15 protein-coding genes and 1 pseudogene are annotated in these 20,080 nt (G+C 52.8%); 9 read left to right on the top strand and 7 right to left on the bottom strand.

From position 1 onward, the window contains the following. The first annotated feature begins 44 nt into the window (after positions 1–44). Entirely contained in the window at positions 45–413 is a 369-nt protein-coding gene (locus ASC96_RS16505; RefSeq protein WP_060504239.1) for a response regulator, read from the top strand. Positions 414–566: 153 nt separating this feature from the next. On the opposite strand, the gene ASC96_RS16500 is transcribed toward ASC96_RS16505, so the two are convergent. Continuing rightward, positions 567–1,133 carry a hypothetical protein gene (locus ASC96_RS16500; protein WP_156397561.1) on the bottom strand — a complete coding sequence of 189 codons (567 nt, stop codon included), beginning with the start codon at positions 1,131–1,133 and terminating at the stop codon, positions 567–569. A gap of 235 nt (positions 1,134–1,368) precedes the next feature. Between ASC96_RS16500 and ASC96_RS16495 the strand changes: the two genes are divergently transcribed. Then, a complete protein-coding gene (locus tag ASC96_RS16495; RefSeq protein WP_060504237.1) occupies positions 1,369–1,584 on the top strand; it encodes a cold-shock protein in 216 nt (71 codons plus the stop codon). 66 nt (positions 1,585–1,650) lie between these two features. Here the strand turns inward: ASC96_RS16495 and ASC96_RS32700 are convergent, their stop codons facing one another. After that, on the bottom strand, positions 1,651–2,355 hold the full coding sequence (locus ASC96_RS32700) for an SH3 domain-containing protein (protein WP_156397558.1): 705 nt from the start codon (positions 2,353–2,355) through the stop codon (positions 1,651–1,653). Positions 2,356–2,661: 306 nt separating this feature from the next. Here ASC96_RS32700 and ASC96_RS16485 point away from each other — a divergent pair, with 306 nt between their 5' ends. The 3 genes from ASC96_RS16485 to ASC96_RS32695 all read left to right on the top strand — a co-directional run bounded on the left by ASC96_RS16485 (position 2,662) and on the right by ASC96_RS32695 (position 4,692). Continuing rightward, the gene (locus tag ASC96_RS16485; RefSeq protein ID WP_082512118.1) at positions 2,662–3,282 is read left to right on the top strand and encodes an Rrf2 family transcriptional regulator; all 621 of its coding nucleotides are present in this window, start codon (positions 2,662–2,664) and stop codon (positions 3,280–3,282) included. Between the two features lie 89 nt (positions 3,283–3,371). Beyond that, positions 3,372–3,821, top strand: a complete 450-nt coding sequence (locus ASC96_RS16480; RefSeq protein ID WP_060504236.1) for a carboxymuconolactone decarboxylase family protein — start codon at positions 3,372–3,374, stop codon at positions 3,819–3,821. Positions 3,822–4,290: 469 nt separating this feature from the next. Then, complete coding sequence (locus ASC96_RS32695; protein WP_156397556.1) at positions 4,291–4,692, top strand: hypothetical protein; 402 nt, start codon at positions 4,291–4,293, stop codon at positions 4,690–4,692. A 140-nt stretch (positions 4,693–4,832) separates the two neighbouring features. Here ASC96_RS32695 and ASC96_RS31815 read toward each other — a convergent pair whose 3' ends face one another. The 5 genes and pseudogenes from ASC96_RS31815 to ASC96_RS16445 all read right to left on the bottom strand — a co-directional run bounded on the left by ASC96_RS31815 (position 4,833) and on the right by ASC96_RS16445 (position 12,429). Continuing rightward, on the bottom strand, positions 4,833–5,150 hold the full coding sequence (locus ASC96_RS31815) for a hypothetical protein (RefSeq protein WP_244482105.1): 318 nt from the start codon (positions 5,148–5,150) through the stop codon (positions 4,833–4,835). Between the two features lie 296 nt (positions 5,151–5,446). Next, positions 5,447–7,678 (bottom strand): hypothetical protein, encoded by a 2,232-nt coding sequence (locus ASC96_RS16470; RefSeq protein WP_156397554.1) that lies wholly within the window; start codon positions 7,676–7,678, stop codon positions 5,447–5,449. Positions 7,679–7,709: 31 nt separating this feature from the next. Next, positions 7,710–9,641, bottom strand: coding sequence for an AAA family ATPase (locus ASC96_RS31810; protein WP_082512117.1), 1,932 nt, complete (start codon positions 9,639–9,641; stop codon positions 7,710–7,712). Positions 9,642–10,452: 811 nt separating this feature from the next. Then, positions 10,453–10,872 (bottom strand): annotated as a pseudogene (locus ASC96_RS31805) (transposase); the annotation flags it as partial. Between the two features lie 138 nt (positions 10,873–11,010). Continuing rightward, complete coding sequence (locus tag ASC96_RS16445; RefSeq protein ID WP_162246364.1) at positions 11,011–12,429, bottom strand: GNAT family N-acetyltransferase; 1,419 nt, start codon at positions 12,427–12,429, stop codon at positions 11,011–11,013. Positions 12,430–13,331: 902 nt separating this feature from the next. Between ASC96_RS16445 and ASC96_RS16435 the strand changes: the two genes are divergently transcribed. The 4 genes from ASC96_RS16435 (at position 13,332) to ASC96_RS16410 (ending at position 19,916) form a co-directional block, all read left to right on the top strand. Beyond that, positions 13,332–14,165 (top strand): IS5 family transposase, encoded by an 834-nt coding sequence (locus tag ASC96_RS16435; RefSeq protein ID WP_060504274.1) that lies wholly within the window; start codon positions 13,332–13,334, stop codon positions 14,163–14,165. Next, positions 14,143–15,135, top strand: coding sequence for a CHAT domain-containing protein (locus ASC96_RS16430; RefSeq protein ID WP_082512116.1), 993 nt, complete (start codon positions 14,143–14,145; stop codon positions 15,133–15,135). The genes ASC96_RS16435 and ASC96_RS16430 overlap by 23 nt, the downstream gene beginning before the upstream one ends. 1,444 nt (positions 15,136–16,579) lie before the next feature. Then, positions 16,580–18,001, top strand: a complete 1,422-nt coding sequence (locus tag ASC96_RS16415; protein ID WP_060504225.1) for a tyrosine-type recombinase/integrase — start codon at positions 16,580–16,582, stop codon at positions 17,999–18,001. 19 nt (positions 18,002–18,020) lie between these two features. Beyond that, the gene (locus ASC96_RS16410) at positions 18,021–19,916 is read left to right on the top strand and encodes a hypothetical protein (protein ID WP_156397548.1); all 1,896 of its coding nucleotides are present in this window, start codon (positions 18,021–18,023) and stop codon (positions 19,914–19,916) included. Positions 19,917–20,080 lie beyond the last annotated feature (164 nt).

Raw genomic sequence — 20,080 nt, 5'->3', positions numbered from 1 at the left:
AGAGCACTGCAGCCATGACACTTTCACTGAAGGAAACAAGGTAGATGTCTGACAAGCGTCAACTCATCGCTATAGTTGATGACGACAACCGCGTTAGGCAAGCTTTACGGGAATTGTTGGAGTCGGCAGAATATGATGCCCTTTCCTTCGATGGTGCTGAACCACTTTTGTGCAGCCCAGCTCTTGCCCGTATTACTTGTGTCGTGACTGATATTGGCATGCCTGGACTGGATGGGTTCCGGCTACGAGAAATCCTTCACCGGGACCATCCGCAACTCCCCGTCATATTGATCACTGGTCGGTACGAGTTGGCTGAAAAACTCTCAGCCGAAGACGCCTCCTCAGTTTTAAGGAAGCCCTTCAGCGGTAAAGCTTTTTTATCTGTGATCAGTCAGAGGTTAGGCCTAGAGTAGAATTTAAAGAGCGAAGCCGTCGGGCTCTGGTATGCCCGGTTCAAAAAACTTACCTGAAGCATTTAGATCGATGGTAGGTCGTGGGCACTACCATCCGATGAACTGGTGGCATACTCCCTCGACCTCACGATTCATTGAGCAGACAACAGGAGATTAGTTGTTGGCTGCCCCGTACAGGCCGATTTCGTCAGGCGCTAGGGACGATGGGGGCGAAGCCTCGCGTTCCTTTTCCGCCTTCTCGGCCTCTTCCTTGTTTTTCGCGCCTTCTCGCTCTTTCAGAGCCTGCGTCACAGCGTCGTCGAGATCGGGGTTTCGTGCACTGGAGACAACGTCCAACAGCGAGATGCCGAGTTTGTCGAGGCCAAGTTCCTTCTCGATTTCGGCGATCTTCTGATCGGCCCCGGAAGCATGCATGGTTATGACCTGCTTCCTCATCTGGCGAGCGAAATCGGCCTCGCTATCAAAATCGCTTTTATCAAAACCGAGTTTTTGACCGGCACGTTCGATCAGTTCCAGCTTCATCTTGTTGATGTTGACGTTGTCGACGCTAAACATCGCCTCGGAAATTCGGGACTGCGCCTGTCCTGGCTGTGCAGACATTCCGATCTTTTCACCGACGCCATTGGCGACGGCTACCAAATTATCTGAGGCAGATTTGTCGTCCTTTATCGAACTTGTGGAACTGGTCTGTTGCAATATGAGAAGTGCAGCGGAGGTCACGCCTGAAATAGCTGACATAGTAAGTCCTCAATCCGCCTACCATCCATCATAGCGGCAGGGAGGAAGTGCTAAGGCTTCATGCGATAGCTAAAATCGTGTGGTTGCATTCGTAATCAGAAATGGTTGTAAAAGCAATAATCATTGATCACGGTGTGTGCGCTCAGTCACCAAGACTGGTTGCGCTACTGCGCGCTGCGTTGCACCTTATAGACGGCGTGAAATTCGGAGGAAGTCGATGACTTTGGGAACCGTCAAATTTTACAATGCTGACAAGGGCTTTGGCTTCATTACGCCTGACGACGGCGGCAATGACATTTTTATCCACATTTCCGCCCTGCAAGCCTCGGGCATTCAGTCTCTGCGCGATGGCCAGAAAATATCGTTCGATGCCGAGCCAGATCGTACTGGCAAAGGCCCCAAAGCCGTAAATATCCACCTCCAATCAGCGTGACCAGTAGGCTTACCACGCTTGCGATGTCGGGGCGCTGTCCCAGGCATGGTCTATATTCAACTAACACTATTGTCGTCGGACCGCGTCAATCATCGCCTGCGTCACGTCCTGTGGGTAGCAGATCGGCGCGTAACCGCCCGGCTTCGAATAGGCGCTCCTTTTCCCACAGCGCCGACCACCACGGTCGGTGTTATAGGGACACGCGCAAGAGCTGGGATAGCTCGCGAGAGACTCAGCGATGATGCGCTGAACTATCGTCGAGTCCGGAATTGTCGGAATCGACTTCTCGCGCTCTGGCTGCTTTGACGCTTTCTTCGAGGGCTTTTCCCCATACGGCGTTTGCTTTTCGGTCAGAAATCGTGAGGCGACCCAACCATCGCGCTGGGTCAGTTGGTCTCTTACCCGAGACCATTCGCCGGACTGCTTCATCAGAAGGATTTGCCGTCCGCTGTCCAGGCGATCAATGAGTTCATCCCCAGTGGATGGCCCCTTTCGAAACGCTACGCGTTTGCCGGTGACAAACCGAGCCGGAAAACTCTCAGCTTGTTCCTCTGGATCAAAATTTCGCGCGTCTGCATCCGTTGCTTCGGACAGGGCGGTCTCGGAAGACGATTTCGATGTTTCGGTGCTGACCGAGGGGCGGCGTTTTAGCTGTTCAGAAGCAGAGGGAACGTTCGCGACACCGGCATCGTCCCCACCGGGGTCACTACTCGTCAGGCGACTGACGGCATAAATAACAATCGCTCCTACCAGCCAATATCGCTTCCGCATTGCCAAGTCCCCCCCGGGAACGAAATTTGGCCCACAATACGCGCCCAGACAAGTCTAAGGTGTAATAATAAGGCGTTTCCCGTCGATATCACGCTTTCCAGCGATCAGAATCGCAGGTGAAATCAACAAGCTGACGCCGCTCCAAGTCTGGAGTTCTGACACAGGCCAAGTCGACCCGCGTCCTCGGAATGCATGCTAATCCACCACAAAAACAACATGGACGAACAATTGATTTCAGATTGACTACTAACGTGGACTTATGTAGGTAGCGTTATAGTTTTAACGCGGATGAACACAGGTGGCGTTATGACAGAGGAAGACGTAGACGCGATTGGCGACCTTGGTCAGGCCTTGGCAGACAGCGAAGGCTCGGGCCACCGCAAAGGTGTAAGCCTGTTCGGAGTCTCAATTGAGTACGGGCTCCATACTCTTCTTTGGCTCGTCGCCGAGCATCCCAAACGCGCGAGCAGCCGCGACCTGGCGGAGATGCAGGGAGTACCGGCGGCGACGGTGGCAAAGATCATGCCGAAGCTGGAAAAAGCGGGCATCGTCAACTCCGCCGACGGGATCAGTGGCGGCTATGAGTTGGCTAAATCCCCTGCGGACGTGTCGGTTCTGGATGTTGTCGACGCCATCGAAGGTGATCGTAAGCTGTTCGACTGCAAGGAAGTGCGTCGCGGTTGTGTGTTGTTCGGTGGCACTCCGCCCCCTTGGTCGATAAACGGTGTCTGTCGTATCCATGCGGTGATGCTCAGGGCTGAAAAACGCATGCGCTCGGAGTTGGCAAGGACAAGCTTGGCCGATCTGGCTCAAGGGGGGCGGCCTGAAGCCTTCGAGAGCTTGGTTGCCGACTGGTTTCGCGACCGCACGGCGGCACGTGAGACCGCACGCGTGACGGCTCTGAAGGCAGCGCGCCCGCCCCGGTAAGTGAAGAATAATTCGAGAATACCTAACGCCGACACTGCGTGTCGGCGGCCGGAAAACTGCAACCATCAGAAATTGAAAGGATCAATTCGATGACACGCATGAACTGGTACGAAGTCGCCCCGGACGGCGCAAAAGCTCTGCTCGGAGTCCACAATTATGTGATGAAGAACACCAATCTGCCTGAAGAGCTAATCCACCTCGTCTTTCTAAGGGTCTCCCAGATCAACGGTTGCGCCCACTGCATTGACATGCACGGTCGTGATCTCCGCAAGACCATGTCAGTCGACAAAGTCGCGCTGGTACCCGTCTGGGACGAGGTGCCTCACATTTTCACCGACCAACAACGTGCGGCTCTCGCTTGGGCCGAAGAAGTGACGCGGGTAAGCGAAACACACGCATCGGATGAAGCTTATGCGGCTGCTTCCTCGGCGTTCGAACCGAAGGACCTGGTCGATCTCACAATCACCATCGCCGCCATGAATGCCTTTAATAGATTGGGTGCGCCTTTCCGGCTTCCGGTGTCGGTTAAAGCCGCCTGATATTTGTGTAAGTTCGCGGGGCGGTGATACCGCCCTGCAGTCACCTGATGTAAGACCAACCGGTGTTCACGCTTGCGGGCATTCATACCAAATGGATTGGAGCACGCGGGCCCGTCAAGGCACCCCGGGAAGGTGCGCATGACATTTACGCGTTTCTCACGACCAACCCCAATAACGTTGTGAAGCCGATCCACCCGAAGGCAATGCCCGTGCTGCTTACAACGAGAGAAGAATGCGAGATTTGAATGAGTGCGGACTGGAAGGAAGCGAAGAAGCTTCAGCGGCCCCTTCGTGATGATCAGATAATGGTTCTGCCACGCTACACCGAAGTCGGTGGGCTTGGAGGGTATCACTCGAAAAATGGCGATTTGTTCGCGTAGTGATGAAGTTGCTTATGTCGGTCATCAAATGAAACACTGTACCCACGTTCGTTCTTGAATTGTTCTCTTTGTAGGACTATCGTGCGGGAATGATGAAAGAGAAATTCCTTCGCGGCGAGTATGACCGGATAATTGCTTCTGGCGAATTTGTGTATTCTGCCTGGCGTGATAATTTCGAGGTCTTCTGCAACGATCTCTGGGAGATGACACCCAACTATCGATCCCATCGGTTCGTGGCAATGATTGACAAAGGCCTGGGATTTTCGCCTGGAAACATCGAATTTCACTTTGAACAACCTCGTGCGCGAAATGTTCTCCGCAAACAAAAGCCAAAGGTGAAAACGCTAAAAACAACGACGAAAACTGTGCGTGCTGTGCCGAAAGAGCAGAGAAAGGCTCTTGAAGCAGCGGCGAAGGAAGCACGGCGAAACCGACTTGCTGAAGAGTTTAAGCGATGGGAACAGCGTCGATCCGTTTCGTCTTCAGGCTAGCCACGCCGTCTGGTCGGTATGCGGTGTCAGGTGGCATGCAGACACATGGCTGGCCTGCAAAATCAGTTGTTGCGAAGCTAGTATCCAGAGACTATTTCCCGTCCCACGCCGACGGCCTGCTGATCATTGAGCGTTTGCCGTCAGTACGCAACACACGGGCGCTCCCCAATTGGGTCGAGCGCCCGTTGTGCTTTCCACGTATACGATAATAACCCTTGAAAATCGGCTGTTCGCACCTCGCGGTCGAGAATATGATGGACAGCCATGGTTTCAGGCGAAATCGGTCGACCTGGATTGACCATCAGCGAACCGCGCTCAGCATCGAGTTCCCGTCGCCCGTCCCTACCCTGGATCACATCCTGCCAGCCGATCTCGCAGACATCTTGCGGCCCATTACCAGCCGTCTCCAAATCGATCACGCGGACGAGCTTGATTGTTGTCGGATCATCAGACGCCATTAAAACTCCTACGACCTGCTGCTGCCGGGGATTCTGGTACGCGCGTTGAGATCGGGTCGCTGGCTTGAAAGCTGTTTTGGGAAACTAGGCGTGTCTGTGGTGTGTGCAAGAGCCCTAACACATGCGTCATCACTGGGTTACTACACCATATGGTACTGAACTTCCAACACCTCGATAGACGGGTTTGCGGACCTGATGTCCGATAAGGTTCGTTCGGAAGCTAAGCAAACCGCATACCAATCACCAGTGCGCGTTGAGCGACAACCTAGAAAGTGAAGCACGCGCCTTGAAGGCGGTCAGGCATCGACGTCTCGAAAAAGCCCGACTAAAGGCGAGGACATCGTGTCACCACCCTTGATTGGCGAAGCTTCCGAAGGCGCAGGTGTGTAGTCCGATTGCATATCGTCCACTGCATTTGAAATGAGCCTCTCAGTCGAGGCAAGGAAATCCTTCGCTAATTCCGCGCCATAAGTCACCTTCACAAACGTCGCTATTGAACCTCTCAACTCGTCAAAATGATCATCAGGCGGATAATCGCTGTCCCATTGGGTGCGGACACGCCGGATTTGATCATCGATATTGGGTAAAAGAACGCTTCTAACCTCTTCCAGGATTTCTTCCTCTTCTCGGTCGGTGAGAACGCTCGCAACTCCGTCATCATCCAAAAAGCTTGTATCCGCCTCTTCGACGGCAGCTTTCTTGACCGCTTCCACGAAGCCATGTCTTAGGTCCGGTGGCAGTATTCCATATTCATGTAACCGGACCAGCAATGAGGTGTCTGCATCTTGCGCGATAGGAGTCGCGAATGATTGTAGCCCGCGCAGAAGGTCCTTACGCTCATGCAACAGCAGTGCGGCAAAAGCCGCGTCGGCACGATAAGAGACAAAATTTCGGAGCAGAAAAACCGACACTCCCTTCAACCGTTCAAGAAGCAAAGTATAGTGGTTGGGCAGAATCGCTACGGATGCCCCTCGCAATTCGACGGTCCCACATACAACCTCTCGCATCAGTGTTTCAGGTTTTGCACCCCGGAGAAAAAAATCAAGGAATTCTGGATTTCTGGAGACGTAGGTTGAGAACGCATCTCCGACTGTAGGGTGCTTGTAGGTCCAATAACGGCCCTGTTCGTTGTGAGCGAGGAGTAAAAGGCTGCCATTAAGAGAGGTTAGAGCATCACGCACTTGGATGGCGCTGACGCCGTAAACAGCGGTCACCTCCTGCAAAACGCCTTCGTCCGGCACGGGCGAAGCGATGACCCCGCCTGACAGATAGATTACCGCCACCGCAGCGAGGCAGTCCCTCGCCAGTCCGGAAATCGTGTCGACCAGAAACCCTTCTGGCGAAGCGAAGAATTTTTCAACTGTCGCCTTGTCTGTCTTGATGTTGCCTGCCAAAAACTGAGAACCAAGCCGCCGAGCGGTCTCAGGAAGGAAGTCGTCTCGTGAAGCTATAGCGGGAAGATGCCCCTTGATCGCAGCCCGGAAAGCGGCAGGTTGGTCGCCCATACGAATATGATTGTAGAGAATCTGAGCTTTCTCTGCCTCATGATAGCCTTGCACATTTATGACCACCTGGCTGTGCGTTAGAAGCGGCAACGAGTGAACCTTCAAATCACGTTTCGCTGCCTCCCAAATGTAATCTCTGCTTGTTAAGAGGAAGCGGGTGCCACGCTTGATCGCCGCTTGGATCAGCGGAAGGACCCGATTCCAACTTTCCGTCCTGTCGCGTTGGTACTGCGTACTACCCCAAGCGTCATCAACCCAAATGAACTGCTGCTCGCGAGGATTGAGGTGCTGTTCAATGTATTCTGGTGAAGTAGCTCGGAGGGTGAGCGACTTCCAGATGTCCGCTGCTCCCACCGCCAGGCTAGCGCCAATTGTGGATTTACCAGCTGCCGGTGCACCGAGCAGGAGCACGAGATTGTGCCTGGATATCGCTTCGACGCTCCGCTTGTGGGCATCTGTAACGACCAACTTCTTCAAGTCGTCACCCATAGCGCTTAGGATCATACCAGCTTGCTCATATGCGCGATCATCCAAAATCTGACTGAGGTCGCCTAATCCATAAAGCCTTGGGACAAGCATTCGGAGACGGGACGACTTCACAATCTCCCCAACGATCCAATCTTTCCCGAAAACAGAACACCTCTCGGCTCCGGCTTTCTCGAACTGGGCTTTAATTTCAGCCTCAGCAACGCCGCTCACAGGGTGGTTTGTCAGGATAATGTAGTCGCGTGCAATACCTTGCGCGACGAGGTTTTTCACTTTTTCAATTTCGTCCTGGAGCATCGCAAACGATAGGTGCTCATGCGGGAGGCTTGTGAACTTGCATTGGATCGTAGACGTTCCAGTGCTCTCCCCAGACTGCCAAGTTCCGACAAATGCACCGTCACGACCGCCATCTTTGGAAGGCAGAAACATCTGCACTGGGCGACCTAATGATTCAGCTGCGACGGTCACACACAAATCTTGGAATGCCTTCCAACCTAGTGTGTGCAACTCATAATTCGGATGGGGTATTGCTGTCATATGTGCCTGCAAGAATTGAGAACGCAGTCGGTTAAGCGTTGCCTTTGAACCGCACTTCGTCGGCCATGCCGTTCAGCTTAGCCCAATTCGCGATCTGACCGCCGAGGGTATTCATATAGTCGGCTCCGGCAGGGAAAACATTGGGGTCGAACGGTTCATACTGTTTGCTGGAAAGCAACTCGTCCAGCAGTGCTTGCACAGACGATCCAAGTTCCTCCTCACCCGTGATACGCAGGTAAGCCGTCACCGGTTTGTTCTTTGCCTCTTCCTCGCCACCCAGGAAGCGCTCAAAATCGGGGATGCTGACACGGTGCCTGATGGTGATGCCCGCCTCACGTGCGGTAAGTATTGCGTCCCGAATTTTTTTGTTTTCCGTCCACATACCGTTGTTATCACCGTTCTTCTTGAAAGGTGGGTCGCAATCGTGGACAATACCGAAATCGATTTTGAAGTGCTGCATGACGCGTACTAGCGGCGTGAGAATAGCCTTTCCCCGCGCCCTGATGATTGTCACCTCGTTGATGAGTTCATGCTGTTTTTCCACGACTGATGCCATGAACGCGGCATGTTCGGTATCGCCTTCCACCAAGATCGGGTAGGAACCAAAAAATATCTCCGCGAAGCTAGGGTCGATTTGCTGCAACGCTTGAAGCCGCTGTTTGTCGTCACCGTCGAACACGATCCGATCAGATCGGTATGTTCGGGGCGAGACAACGGTAACTGCCTTTTGGTCCACCGTCCGCTCAAGCCGCACGATTGTCGTATGATCCTCAAAGGGATTGATGAAATATGGCGAGTGCGTCGTCATCAAGACCTGCCAATCCGGGCTTTCGGCGAGCTTGTACAAGTGACGCTGGGCTGCACGAGCTGCCATTGGGTGGAGAGCGTTCTCCGGCTCATCTATTAGAAGTAGGTAACCAGGCAATGCTGGGTCGTCTGGGCTGTCCGGGATAGGCGATCCATCGTCATGCGCTTTGAGCTTTGCTTTTAGTTCGTCAACAAGCCCTTCGGTTTCGATTTTTTCCTGTTCGCCAATCTTTTTGCTAGCAAGCTTCTTTTCGACGCCAACTATTTCCAACCCTAGCCCTTTTCGGTACTCGTCACGTATCTCCTTGTCGCGGGTCAGCTCGTTGTGGACTTGCAACATTGCCCAGAACAAAGCCCTTCTCGCCCCTGTTCCTTGTTGTTTCAGCATCGTATCGCTGAGCCCATCCTTTATTCGGATACTGGAACCGGCTTTCACAAGGTCCGCGACTTTGGGTACAAAGGGAGACGCCGCGATATTCAAGCGGACATCCATCTTCGGAAACACGCCCTGAAACCCGGTCGCAATCTTCATGGCAATATCATTGAAGTGTTGGGTATGGTCGGTGCTTAGGGCGTCAATATGGCTACTGACGCTGGCAATAGCTTTGAACAAGGGGGAATCCTTGTTATTCCGCTCCTTCTCGACGTTGGTCAGCAGAGGTCCCAGTGCCAGTGCTAAAAGCATCTCCTCTGTCTTTTGAGCATCATCAAGAGAACCGATCCGCAACGGCCTGGGCAACCGAGAAGTGAACACAGGGTCTGCTCCGCTAGCTTTACCGTCCGCAGACCAGTCTCCCTCTCCATTTTCGCCGTCGGTTGGGTCCCAAGTTGTCCTAGTGCGTATAAAGTCCGGGGCGCTCCACTGCCAACGGCTTTTCACAATCCGCAGACCGTCACGATCCGTCTTCCATCGTGGATCGACGTTGCCGATCCCGTCAGGAATGTGAACTTCGAGCAAGATTTCAGAAGGCTGGTCTGAAGCGGCGTGCTGGAACCGATCTTCAGCGAGGACGAAAGTAACAACACCTTTTGCAAGCTCGTACGCCCTCAACAGGGTCGACTTCCCGGAGTTGTTCCGGCCGACAATGCACACAATGTTGTCGAGTTCGATCTCCAAGCCATCGTTCCCGACACAGCCGATATTTCTGATCGTCATTCTGACTAGTTTTGATCGATTCTCGCTTGCCACGACTCATCCCTCGTTATGCCACCATGTTGTTTGACACAACCTCCAACGGGATCAATCAGGCCAGAGAAATAAACCCAGCATTGCAGATCGAATGGCCGCAGCGACAGGAGCAATGGTCGATGAGATTACAGCTTGGCACATTGCCCCTTTTTCCCAGGATCAAAGCCGTGGTCCTTACCCTAGAGAAGGACCACGGGCTGAAACCAGCCGACACTCTTGGTGGACGCCTTGCGAAGACAGGCTTGGCGAAAGCTCATTGATCGACCCATCCAACGCGCTCGAAGACAGGGTCACGTTCCGCATCTCGACCGTTCATAAGGTGAAGTGGGAGAGCTTGAGCGGCGTGTTCTATGTAGCCCGGAGAAGTGACATTTTGGCGATGCTGAGTGGTCCCGCGACTGAGGAAGGTCGAATTGGCTACGTCGCCGTTACACGGGCTCGCGATCTGTTCGTCTTCGGAGTTCCAGTGATATGCCTGGAGGGGGTGAAACCAGCGCTGGTCGCGGCAGGGTTCGCTCCTGCACCTCTGTAACAGACCGCCCTTGGCAAGACGCCCCCAAGTAGGGATGCCAGCTAGATGTTGGCAAGCCGCGATGCCAACTGCCTCTCCAACGATTGCAGCCCTTCACCGTTATTGAGATACTGAAGGTAACGATGATGCCGGAGGTCAGCAGGTACGTCGCCGCCATTTTGGGTGATCGGCACCACATGCTTGCCGAGCGTATGCGCGATACCGGCTTCATAGAAGACGTTTGGATTTTCGGGCCGACAGCAGACTTCAGCCGTTTGCTCGTCCCGGATAATTCCACGGCAACAGCCCATCGATCCGGGTCTGCTTGTGACCGTTGACAATGGCAGTAAGCGTCGCGGTCAAATAGGCCAACGGATCGACGGCATTGAGCTTGCAGGTCTCAATGAGCGAGGCGATGGTCGCCCAGTTCTCAGCCCCAGTGTCGTGCCCGGCAAAGAGCGCATTCTTGCGATTGAGGGCTATCGGCCGGATGGTCCGCTCGACGCTGTTGTTGTCGATCTAGATGCGCCCATCGGCCAGGAAGAGCTTCAGACCATACCAGTATTTTGCAATGTAGGCCAAAGCCTCGCCGAGTGGGGACTTGGTTGCGACGCGGGCGCGGTGATGGACGTGCCACACCTGCATGTCGGCGACCAGTGGCGCTGATCGTTCCTGCCGCCCGGCGAGGGCGACCGTCCGCTCATGGCCTATCTGCAAAATTAGAGAATAAGTACCCAAAGTTGTTGAAAATGACATGTATCACTTGGAAATCGCTACTTCAGTGCGGTCACAACAGGAAGCGGAGATTGCACACATGCAAGGGGACTATTCAATGGCTCTGGCTTCCTCGGCGTCGAGCAGGAACAGCTGCAGGGTCTCGTCGGGCTGAAGCGTCGATGGATAAGCTTCGCCCTCAGCTCGGAAATCGAGTTGAGCAAGCATCTCCTGCATGATCGCGTTTGCTGAGCGTGTCGTGGAAAACATCCCAGCACCTTTCGCCAGCGGCATCAGCTCATTGATGAGCCTGGTCATCTGCCCCTTTTTCCGGTGTATTTCCTGCAGATAAATCCACCCAAGCTCGTACGGGTATTTTGTAGGAGGCTGACTGCTCTTCGCTTTCGCAAACACCTTGGTGCGATAAGACGCTTTTGGCTTCTTCAATCCCGCCGTACCAACTACTTCTCCTTTGTAAGTGATGAAACCGAGGCGAAGTGCTTCCTTCGCGCGATCCTTCATTCCATCGATGACTTCTCCGCCCTCCCCAACTATCGCGCAGAACGCATCCAACTCCCCTTCGTCGCACTTCTTTGGAGCTTTGCAGAACACGTCATAGTTTCGCATATCCTCGCGGCGGCGGACGTGATCAACAGCTACTTGCAAAGCGAGTTTTCCATCCTCCTCAGTCAGTTCGGGAGATAATCCTGTGAAGCTCGTCATTGCCAAATCCCCTCCCGACCTTATGGTTTCGAGGTGGTCGTCGCTCCCATCTATTGCTTTGATAAACCTATTGACTAGCTTGTTCCGCTCTCGCTTTTGGACCGGATCATCGCGGCCGTCCTGCCGAAAGAGCGCTCTGAAGCGCTCCGTAATATCTCCGGTCGACTGTTCTACGCCGCGTGTCCTTCGAAGGATTTCGTCCAGGCTGCTCTCCGTATCGTACATTTGTGACTCTGCCCAACCAAGCTGATCACCCATGTATTTGATGCTTTTGTCGAGCGAATGCTCAAGGGTAGACAGGTCGTTCGAAATCCGGTCAGCCGCCGCTTCAAACCGCTCAGCAAATGCGCGAGCTTCGGTGTCGAGGAATATGCGAAGCAACTCGTTGGGATGAAGTGCCCGGTTCCGGGAACCGTCCCGCCGGTTGTAGATACCTTTTGAAGTGCAGTGAGGACGTGTCTCGCTTGAGGGTATTGCAATGCGCAAAATTGGTTGCGCATCAAGATTCTCTATTGTGATCTTTATGGAGACGGGTGGGATGCAGCTGACGGCTTTGTTAGTTATCTGCAAGATCGCGCCATCACTGACGTCGCATCCCCGTACAACGCCGACCTGAGCGCTGCCAACGATACCTTCGATGACACCAACCAGAATCTGCCCGCCCGTGTCGGAGTTCGCAAATGCCACAAGGTCTTCCTGGCTGACGCCATCAGGAATTTTTTTGAAATCGACCTCGTCTCCCTCTCCCGCAGCAAGGAGATTTCGCGACAGCGGACTAAGCCCCTTTATGCGTTTGTTCGGCGGCATTTTTGTCTTTGCATCCTTGCCTATGTAGTCCGCAGCAAAAGGCTCGCACATTCTTGAGCGACACTACAAGGTCAAGGTGACATGTGCGCGCTGGCGAGAATTTCCAACCGGAATAAGCGAGCAATCCCGCGCGATCATCATTATTCGCCACATGGGGGAGTGCTATCCCAACTGGTCGCAGCTAAATTTTTCGCTCAAGCTCCGGCGTCCACCCGCGCGTCAGCCCTTTGCTGATGCACCCTGTTGCCACCGACAGCTGGTCCCTCAGATGGCCGCAGTCTGCCAACAGCGTCGAAATTGTCGCTCGGACATCACCATTATGGTAAGCCAAGGCTGCTTCGATGGGATCGGAAACGTCGGCTGAAGGCTGCTTTTGGGCAAGCATAAGCGTTCTCCTGATAAGAGCTTCTGAAAAGTCTGATGGGTGCCAGGATCATTCGATCACGGGCCGCCTGCGAAAGGCGATGGCGCGCGCTTACAGGCTTTCACCTGATACGGCTGATTATTCACCGATTCTTCGGCATGCGCCACCACCCCTGTGCGAGAGGCACAGATCATCTGCGCAGGTTTCAATAACTTTTTCAGAACCTTACTCGTTAAAAAAGAATCAACTTGTCAGGTAGCCGACAATAATTGTGAAGTGCTGCGAGTGAACTGTTCAATCACCGCCGGGAGCACCGAATGGGACGAGTGGACACACTTCGCAACGAGATCGCTCGCCTTCAAAAAGCCGAGGCTGATCTACGAAAGGACGTTAGCAAGGCGGAAGGTGTTGCCGCATCAGCCCGTGCTGCGTCATCGAAGAAGCGCAGCGACGCCCTTAGAGGCTGCCTCAAAAAGAGGTGGGTGATTTCAGTAGGTTATGATTCCTTCGGATTTGCAAAGATTCGATGGAGTTCACGATGGCCTGGACCAAAATCACCCGTCGGCAATATGCCCGGCGAACGGCACGCTACGCAAGCGATATGACGGAGCGAGAATGGGAGTTGGTCAGACCTTTTCTGCCGATACCCCGCCGCCTGGGTCGTCCCCGGACTACAGATTTGCGCGAGGTCGTAAACGCTCTGCTCTACATCGCCACGACCGGTTGCCAGTGGCGAATGCTGCCGAAGGATTTCCCACCCTGTTCAACCGTCCAGCGCTATTTCTACGAATGGAGGGCGCTGGGGCTTTGGACACGCATCAACCATTACCTGGTAATGGAAGCACGCGAACTTGAAGGCAAAGAGGCGAGCCCTACTGCAGGTGTCATCGATAGCCAGAGCGTCAAAACCACGGAAAGCGGCGGTATCCGGGGCTATGACGCGGGCAAGAAGACCAAAGGCCGCAAGCGCCATATCATCGTCGACACACTCGGGTTGATGGTCGGTCTCATGGTGCACAGCGCCGACATACAGGATCGCGATGGCGCTCCTGATCTCCTGAAATCCATCCGCCACAGGTGGCCATGGTTGCTGCACGTCTTTGCCGATGGTGGCTATGCGGGCGAAAAGCTGAGGCGGCGGCTGGATAAGATCGGACGCTGGACGGTCGAGATCATCAAGCGCAGCGACAAGGCGAAAGGCTTCGAAATTCTGCCACGTCGATGGGTGGTCGAGCGGACCTTCGCGTGGCTGGGTAGATGCCGGAGATTGGCAAAAGACGTTGAAAGGTCCATCGCCTCAGCCGAGGCATGGATCATGATTGCACACATTCGCCTTATGACCCGCCGCATTGCAAGGTATTGCGATTACTGAGACCTTTTCGAATCCGACTCTTAGAACGAAGTCGGACACCAGCCAACGGTCGTATATTCGATCAGCCGAAGCCGAAGACAAAAAGCTCGTGACTGCGGAAAAGAAGATTGCTGACCTGAAGGCGAAGCTCCCAAGGAATACCAGAGACCAAGCAGCGAAACAGAAGTCGCTGTCAGCTGCTGAAAAGACAATCTCGCAAGCCGCAGGCCGGGCTCTAACAAAGCGACGTCAGGAGGATATCAAGCATGCCAGGGAGGTCTCCCGGCTAACCTCGCCGACTGTGCGCTTCGTAGAGGTCCCTGCTCCGAAGCCAGAAAAGCTTCGCGTTCTCTATCTGACTTCGAACCCAGAGGCGACCGAGACGGAATATGAGACGCCCGATGGCGTGGCGGTTAAGGAGAGCTATTGGCTTCGAACCGAAGCTGAGGTTCGCCAGGTTAAGCAAGCGCTACGGGGCTCGAAATACCGCGACCTCCTCGACCTTGAACACAAACCAGCGGCTACGTTTCAGGACTTGCTCGACGGCATCAATGACCACCGGCCGCACGTTGTCCATTTCTCGGGTCACGGCGGCGGCGGATCGGTTTTCCTGGAGAACGGCAGCTTAGATGCTCCGGCGAGCAGCGAACTTCGTTTTGACCTTCTCGCAGAGGCCTTGGCCGCGACCGACACTCCCCCGACATTGCTGGTGCTCAACGCCTGCGAAACGCTTGATGGTGCCGAGACGATATTACCAGCAGTCCCCGTCGTAATCGCGATGAGTGAGCCAATTGGAGATATTGCGGCAACGGTGTTTGCCACGCAGTTTTACGCGGCTATTGCCAGCGCGCAGTCTGTCGGGGCGGCATTGCGGCAAGCCAAGGTACGTATGCGTGGTGCTTCGCTCGACAACGCCGACCTCCCACAGTACCTGGCACGTGAAGATCAGGACGTCGACAGCCTTGTACTCGTCGCGAACAAGCTGGAATGATATTCTCTATTTGGCTCGAACGCGGAGGGGCTTGAGGCATGAGCTGCCGGTGGAGGACGAAAAATATACTTATGGGCTCGATATTTTTTTGAAGAAGGCAGAAAGTATTAATCGTCGCTGACGTCTCAAGCTAACGGGCGGGTTTAGGGGCATTTTAGACGACGATCAAAGGAGTTCTTACTCCTGGTCGGCAACACACAAGGAATTGTTACCGTGTCGAATGATGATGGTCGGGCCAAGTATTGGTCGTAGCGCCAACATCACCCCGCAACTGACACTTACCAATCGGCCAACCAATAGCATATCTTTAAAAAATTAGTACGATTTAAAAACAGATGTCCAAAATTTAAAACAAAACCAATTAAAGCAGACTCCTCTAATAAAAAATCAATCAGCTGGCCAGCAAGGAAATAAATACAGAATAAAATTATCGACATTGAAAAACGCGAGAATTCCTTTGAGTCATCAATAGTATTATAAACTTCGTCTAAGTAGTTTCTTCGAACAGTAAATTTGCAATCTGACACCAAGTCATGTTCAATTGGGCTCCACGTGACCTTGTAGCGAGCTTTACAATGCGCAATGACATTATTGAGCAAGTTCTCTTTAATCTCACAACGAGATCGGCCCCGCTCCAACTAAGCTATAGAAGAATGCGGCAGCTCAGCCAGCCGGAACAAAAAATCCGGATCAAACAGTACCTCACTGCCCTGACCATCATAGGGCTTGATCGGTCTGCCACAGTCGATCTGCTACGTGCCTGCTGGTGCGATGGTAGGATAGCGTTCTGGGGGGGCGACGCAAAGCACGCGGTAGGAACGGACGCGGAATATGTTGAAGGTGCTACACTGTGAACGAGACGCCTGTAGCAACACAATCGACCGAGAAAACTCACGCCTCCTTTTGGGAACGCATGTCGGCGAGGCCTCCCTGGACGTGGTCAGGAGATCGCCCCAACGAGCATGCTAGGGGTGCGCGCCACAGAACCGTCCTCCAAATACGCTCAACGTTGTCCGACGAAGGCTTGCTGACCGCTACGGTTCGGCAACAGGAACGAGAGACAAGGGCATTCGGACTATTTGGGATCAAGATAATATTAGAGGCCTACTTCGCCGGAGATGCGTCAGTGCCGAACACCGCCCTTCGAATGCTTCACTATCGTCTAGATTGTGAATGTGAAACGACCGTTGATATTCTTGAAAACGGGCAAATCGCTAACATTTGTATACGCAAGCCTTCAGCCATATTCTTCTACCCGGAACAGCGATCCTTATTCATGGCTGAAACGGAATGGGCGGATGTCCTAGAGCATCTAGATCAGCAAATCCCGTAGTCGCACTCGATTCACATACACCGATAATTCAAAAACCACCGCACAAGCTCGGCGTCTGCAGGACCGCGCGCGCTGTTCCTAGTTGCTGAACATTGAGAATTGAGGACCGTGATGGCGTCACTGAACTGGATTTCCCCTCGAACCCGATCTCCGTTCCTAAAAAGTATTTCTCACATCCCCTACATAATTGGTGATGACGACGAATATATCGACGGAATGAATCTCTATCTACAAGAAAGATGCAGCGGCAAAATACGATTAGCTAAAGGAATTATCAACAATGTCGGCACGTATCACCGATCTCATAATGCTATTCGTGCCATAGGATACAACCTTACAAACATAGTTTCTTGGATGTATTGCATTGAATGCCATCCGGACCACGGAATAATTCACTGGAAGAACTTGGCGAGATGGCACATAGAGGACCTTTACCGCGAACATATGGTGCGGGGCTTTTGGACGCAGGAGTATTGGGCTACTTCGATTCAAAACAGTCTTGATATGAGGACAACAATTCGCACGAGACTACGCGAAGCGCATGCTTGCTACGAATGGCTGGCCACAGAGGGACTAGTTGATTGGCCAAAGGCTGTTCCTCCTCTCTACGAGCGCCAGCAGGTTTTGCTCAAGTCTGTCGACGCGTTGGCGACAGCCCTTCCGCTCTCTCTACGCCTATCGGAACAAAAACTAAAATATCGGAGAAGGATAGACCCAGGGGACAGTACACCACTCACGCCAGAACAGTTACGTGCGATCATGCGACACGTCGACAAGCCTGTAGGGTATCTTGTCGTGCTCCTCTATCTTTGGACGGGTATGCGGCTCGATGAGCTGATTGAAAACACACTGGTGCCTGGGTCGCTGCATAACCGCTCCAAAAAACAGCGTTCTTTAGCAAAACCACAGTTTCCACGTCACGCGTATCAACTTCGTTACGATCCGAGAAACGATGAGATGATAGGCGTTCTGCCCGATGAGAAGGCTTCATTTGAATCTAGCGAAGATATGCTTCCCATGCGGATACTGGGTAAAGGCGACAAAATCCGCACGGTATATATCCCAAGTTACTTGATGAGGGCGATTTGGCGTTACTATTTGTTGGTGCGCGCAACACCTTCCGGCGGAAACAGGTCAGCGATGTTTATCAATCGCCGACGCGGGAGGCTGACAGCGAGATCGGTAGCCTATGCCATCGCGGAAGCGAGACGACGCGCGAAAGAGACCACAGGGGAGGACATTCTTATTACGCCTCATGTGCTGCGGCACACATTTGCCTGCATTTCATTAGAAGCGATTATCACCGGTCGTGCCAGAGACAAAGGGCAAGACCCCTCAAAACTAACTCACAAACAGATAGAAGATTATGGCGCTGAGGGCGTCGCAGTAGTCCAAGAACGTTTAGGGCACGCGCTGCCGAAGGACACCGCTCGCTATCTCCGACGACTTCGCCTGGGGAAGGCTGGCCTAAGCTATTTGCAGTTTTTTTTAGATGCGATGGAGGAGACGCTAGGCAATGAAGCGTCATTCTAGTCGCATCGGAAAGTTCAGAGTGTCCACTTCAATACCGGTGGAAGTCGACGATGTACTGCGGTTTCCCGGCAAAACCGTCAACGAGACCACTATTTCTATAGCGAGTTACCGTGGTCCGACGAGAGCACAGGAAAACGAGTTCCCCTTCGAAGATTACAAGGAATATCCGGTCATATTTAACAACGCGGATCGTATATACGATCACATTTTGAAAGGTCGTTCACACTCCACGCTAATAGTTTTAAGACGAGGCCTCAACCTCATAGTAGAGTTCCTAACGTGGCTTAAGAACTACCATGGGATCGCAGTCTCGAATGTCGACGACATTGACCTGAATACGTCCTCAATGATCTACATTTTTCTAGTAGAGAGGCTCGGGAACTACAAGAAAATCAGCTTTTTTCGAAGAGTTTTGAGGACATTAGGTATTCTGGAAGAAAACATTCCGCTAAATACCTTCCTTAGCACATCCACCGAAGTTAAGGACGTTGTCCCGATAGAGGTCGTCGTCAAAATGTACATCCACTTCAAGAGGGAGGTGGAAATCATTATAGATCGATCTAAAGAGTTCGATTCGCTGAAACTTTTGGGTCATGACCCTCGTCGGGAGCATGGAGGAAAATCTCGCGATTGGCAAAACTTAGCAAACCGAATTTATGTCATTTTACACGTATTTGGCACTGAAATTCAATCAGTTAGAGGTCGTCGAGTAGATGACGGGTTGCGGACGGCGATAGCCGGACTAGAAAACCACCCTGGAGCAATGGTTTTAAGGGTAGATGGAAATCATAAACGGTTGAAGGGGCCAACTGGCTACCTTGCTTACCTCTACCCGAGTGAAAGGGACCTTTTGCCGTTTGTCGCCCTTTTGCTCATTAAGACCCGGTTCAACCTAGCTGTGATTATGGGGCTACGCATTGGAGTGTATGCCTTTAAGCCAGTTTCGCTCATATTTGGGCAAAGTGAACGAGTCATCCAATTCGCCGCTCCAAAATATCGGACAGTTCAAAATGCAGACGACGAGCCCAACTTCGTGCACTGTCTCTCACTTATTAGGCCTTACGCGCATCCATATCAGCTCATAAAATTCTTGGAGAGACTTACTACACCCCTTCGAAAAGAAGTGAAAAGGAAAATAAAAGAACTGAAATTAAAGAAATTTTTGAATACCTCAGAAAAATCATACTTAGACAAACTCGAAACGATTAAAGACGACCTATTTTTGTACTACGCATCAGGCGAGATAGGTTCTTTGGGTACTTTTGCAAAAACCGGAGCTAGTCCTACCGTGTTCGGGATGGCGTTGAAAAATCTTGATTTTCCCACGTCACTTGGTGCTCTACGCAGCGCGGCACTGGCGTACGGCGCTAATATGTCAGGTGCCACGGAGAGCATTACCCAACTGTTGGGTGACCACAAGAACAAGCGCTCAGCAAAAAACTACTGGAACAGGAAGCAGCTCCACAACCGATGGAGCGCGCTGTTCGTGGAAGTGTTCGAGCTATCGATGGCGTTAATCGAGGCAAACACATTCTCGAAAGAAAACCTGAGACTCCTGCTCCAGAGGCAAGGTTTATCCCAGAAAGAGATAAACAATCTTATTGAGACCGGGCACCTCACAAGATGGGGAAACCGCTGCTCCGATCCTTATGATCCACCACCAGGCTTTAATGTTGGAACAGTGGACGGGAGACGCTGCGTTGGTCAGGCCTGCATAGATGGGTGCCGGAGAGCGCGCTGGTTTCCAGATGCACTGGACCTAATTCAGACGGAGCGGAACAACATGCTTGAACGCCTGTGTAACGTCGGGATTGCGGCAACGGCTCACAGTGTCATCCATGATCGCATTACGCGATGCGAAAAGATCATCTCGATGATCCTGAGCAGGAGGTCGGCAGGCTATGTCACTCCTTAAGCAGGAAGACATTGAATTCGACTATCGAGTCTGGGTGGCCCAGACTCGTCTGAAGAATCTTAAACCGTATCCATCCGAGCAGGGCCGCAGGATTTTGGGCGCCGCGCGTGGTAACGTCGGTTGATGGAGATCGATGAGGACAAGATCGACGATGCCGTTTTGGC

Source organism: Rhizobium sp. Root1204 (assembly GCF_001424965.1).
Taxonomy (GTDB): Bacteria; Pseudomonadota; Alphaproteobacteria; order Rhizobiales; family Rhizobiaceae; genus Pararhizobium.
Note: the sequence above shows the minus strand (reverse complement) of the source record. Positions and strands in the feature narration are given on the sequence as shown.

Excerpts from the sequence above, each read along its gene's own strand:
- ASC96_RS16505 (WP_060504239.1), top strand. The coding sequence starts at position 45 with ATGTCTGACAAGCGTCAACTCATCGCTATAGTTGATGACGACAACCGC.
- ASC96_RS16495 (WP_060504237.1), top strand. The coding sequence starts at position 1,369 with ATGACTTTGGGAACCGTCAAATTTTACAATGCTGACAAGGGCTTTGGC.
- ASC96_RS32700 (WP_156397558.1), bottom strand. The coding sequence starts at position 2,355 with ATGCGGAAGCGATATTGGCTGGTAGGAGCGATTGTTATTTATGCCGTC.
- ASC96_RS16485 (WP_082512118.1), top strand. The coding sequence starts at position 2,662 with ATGACAGAGGAAGACGTAGACGCGATTGGCGACCTTGGTCAGGCCTTG.
- ASC96_RS16480 (WP_060504236.1), top strand. The coding sequence starts at position 3,372 with ATGACACGCATGAACTGGTACGAAGTCGCCCCGGACGGCGCAAAAGCT.
- ASC96_RS32695 (WP_156397556.1), top strand. The coding sequence starts at position 4,291 with ATGATGAAAGAGAAATTCCTTCGCGGCGAGTATGACCGGATAATTGCT.
- ASC96_RS31815 (WP_244482105.1), bottom strand. The coding sequence starts at position 5,150 with ATGGCGTCTGATGATCCGACAACAATCAAGCTCGTCCGCGTGATCGAT.
- ASC96_RS16470 (WP_156397554.1), bottom strand. The coding sequence starts at position 7,678 with ATGACAGCAATACCCCATCCGAATTATGAGTTGCACACACTAGGTTGG.
- ASC96_RS31810 (WP_082512117.1), bottom strand. The coding sequence starts at position 9,641 with ATGACGATCAGAAATATCGGCTGTGTCGGGAACGATGGCTTGGAGATC.
- ASC96_RS16445 (WP_162246364.1), bottom strand. The coding sequence starts at position 12,429 with ATGCCGCCGAACAAACGCATAAAGGGGCTTAGTCCGCTGTCGCGAAAT.
- ASC96_RS16435 (WP_060504274.1), top strand. The coding sequence starts at position 13,332 with ATGGCCTGGACCAAAATCACCCGTCGGCAATATGCCCGGCGAACGGCA.
- ASC96_RS16415 (WP_060504225.1), top strand. The coding sequence starts at position 16,580 with ATGGCGTCACTGAACTGGATTTCCCCTCGAACCCGATCTCCGTTCCTA.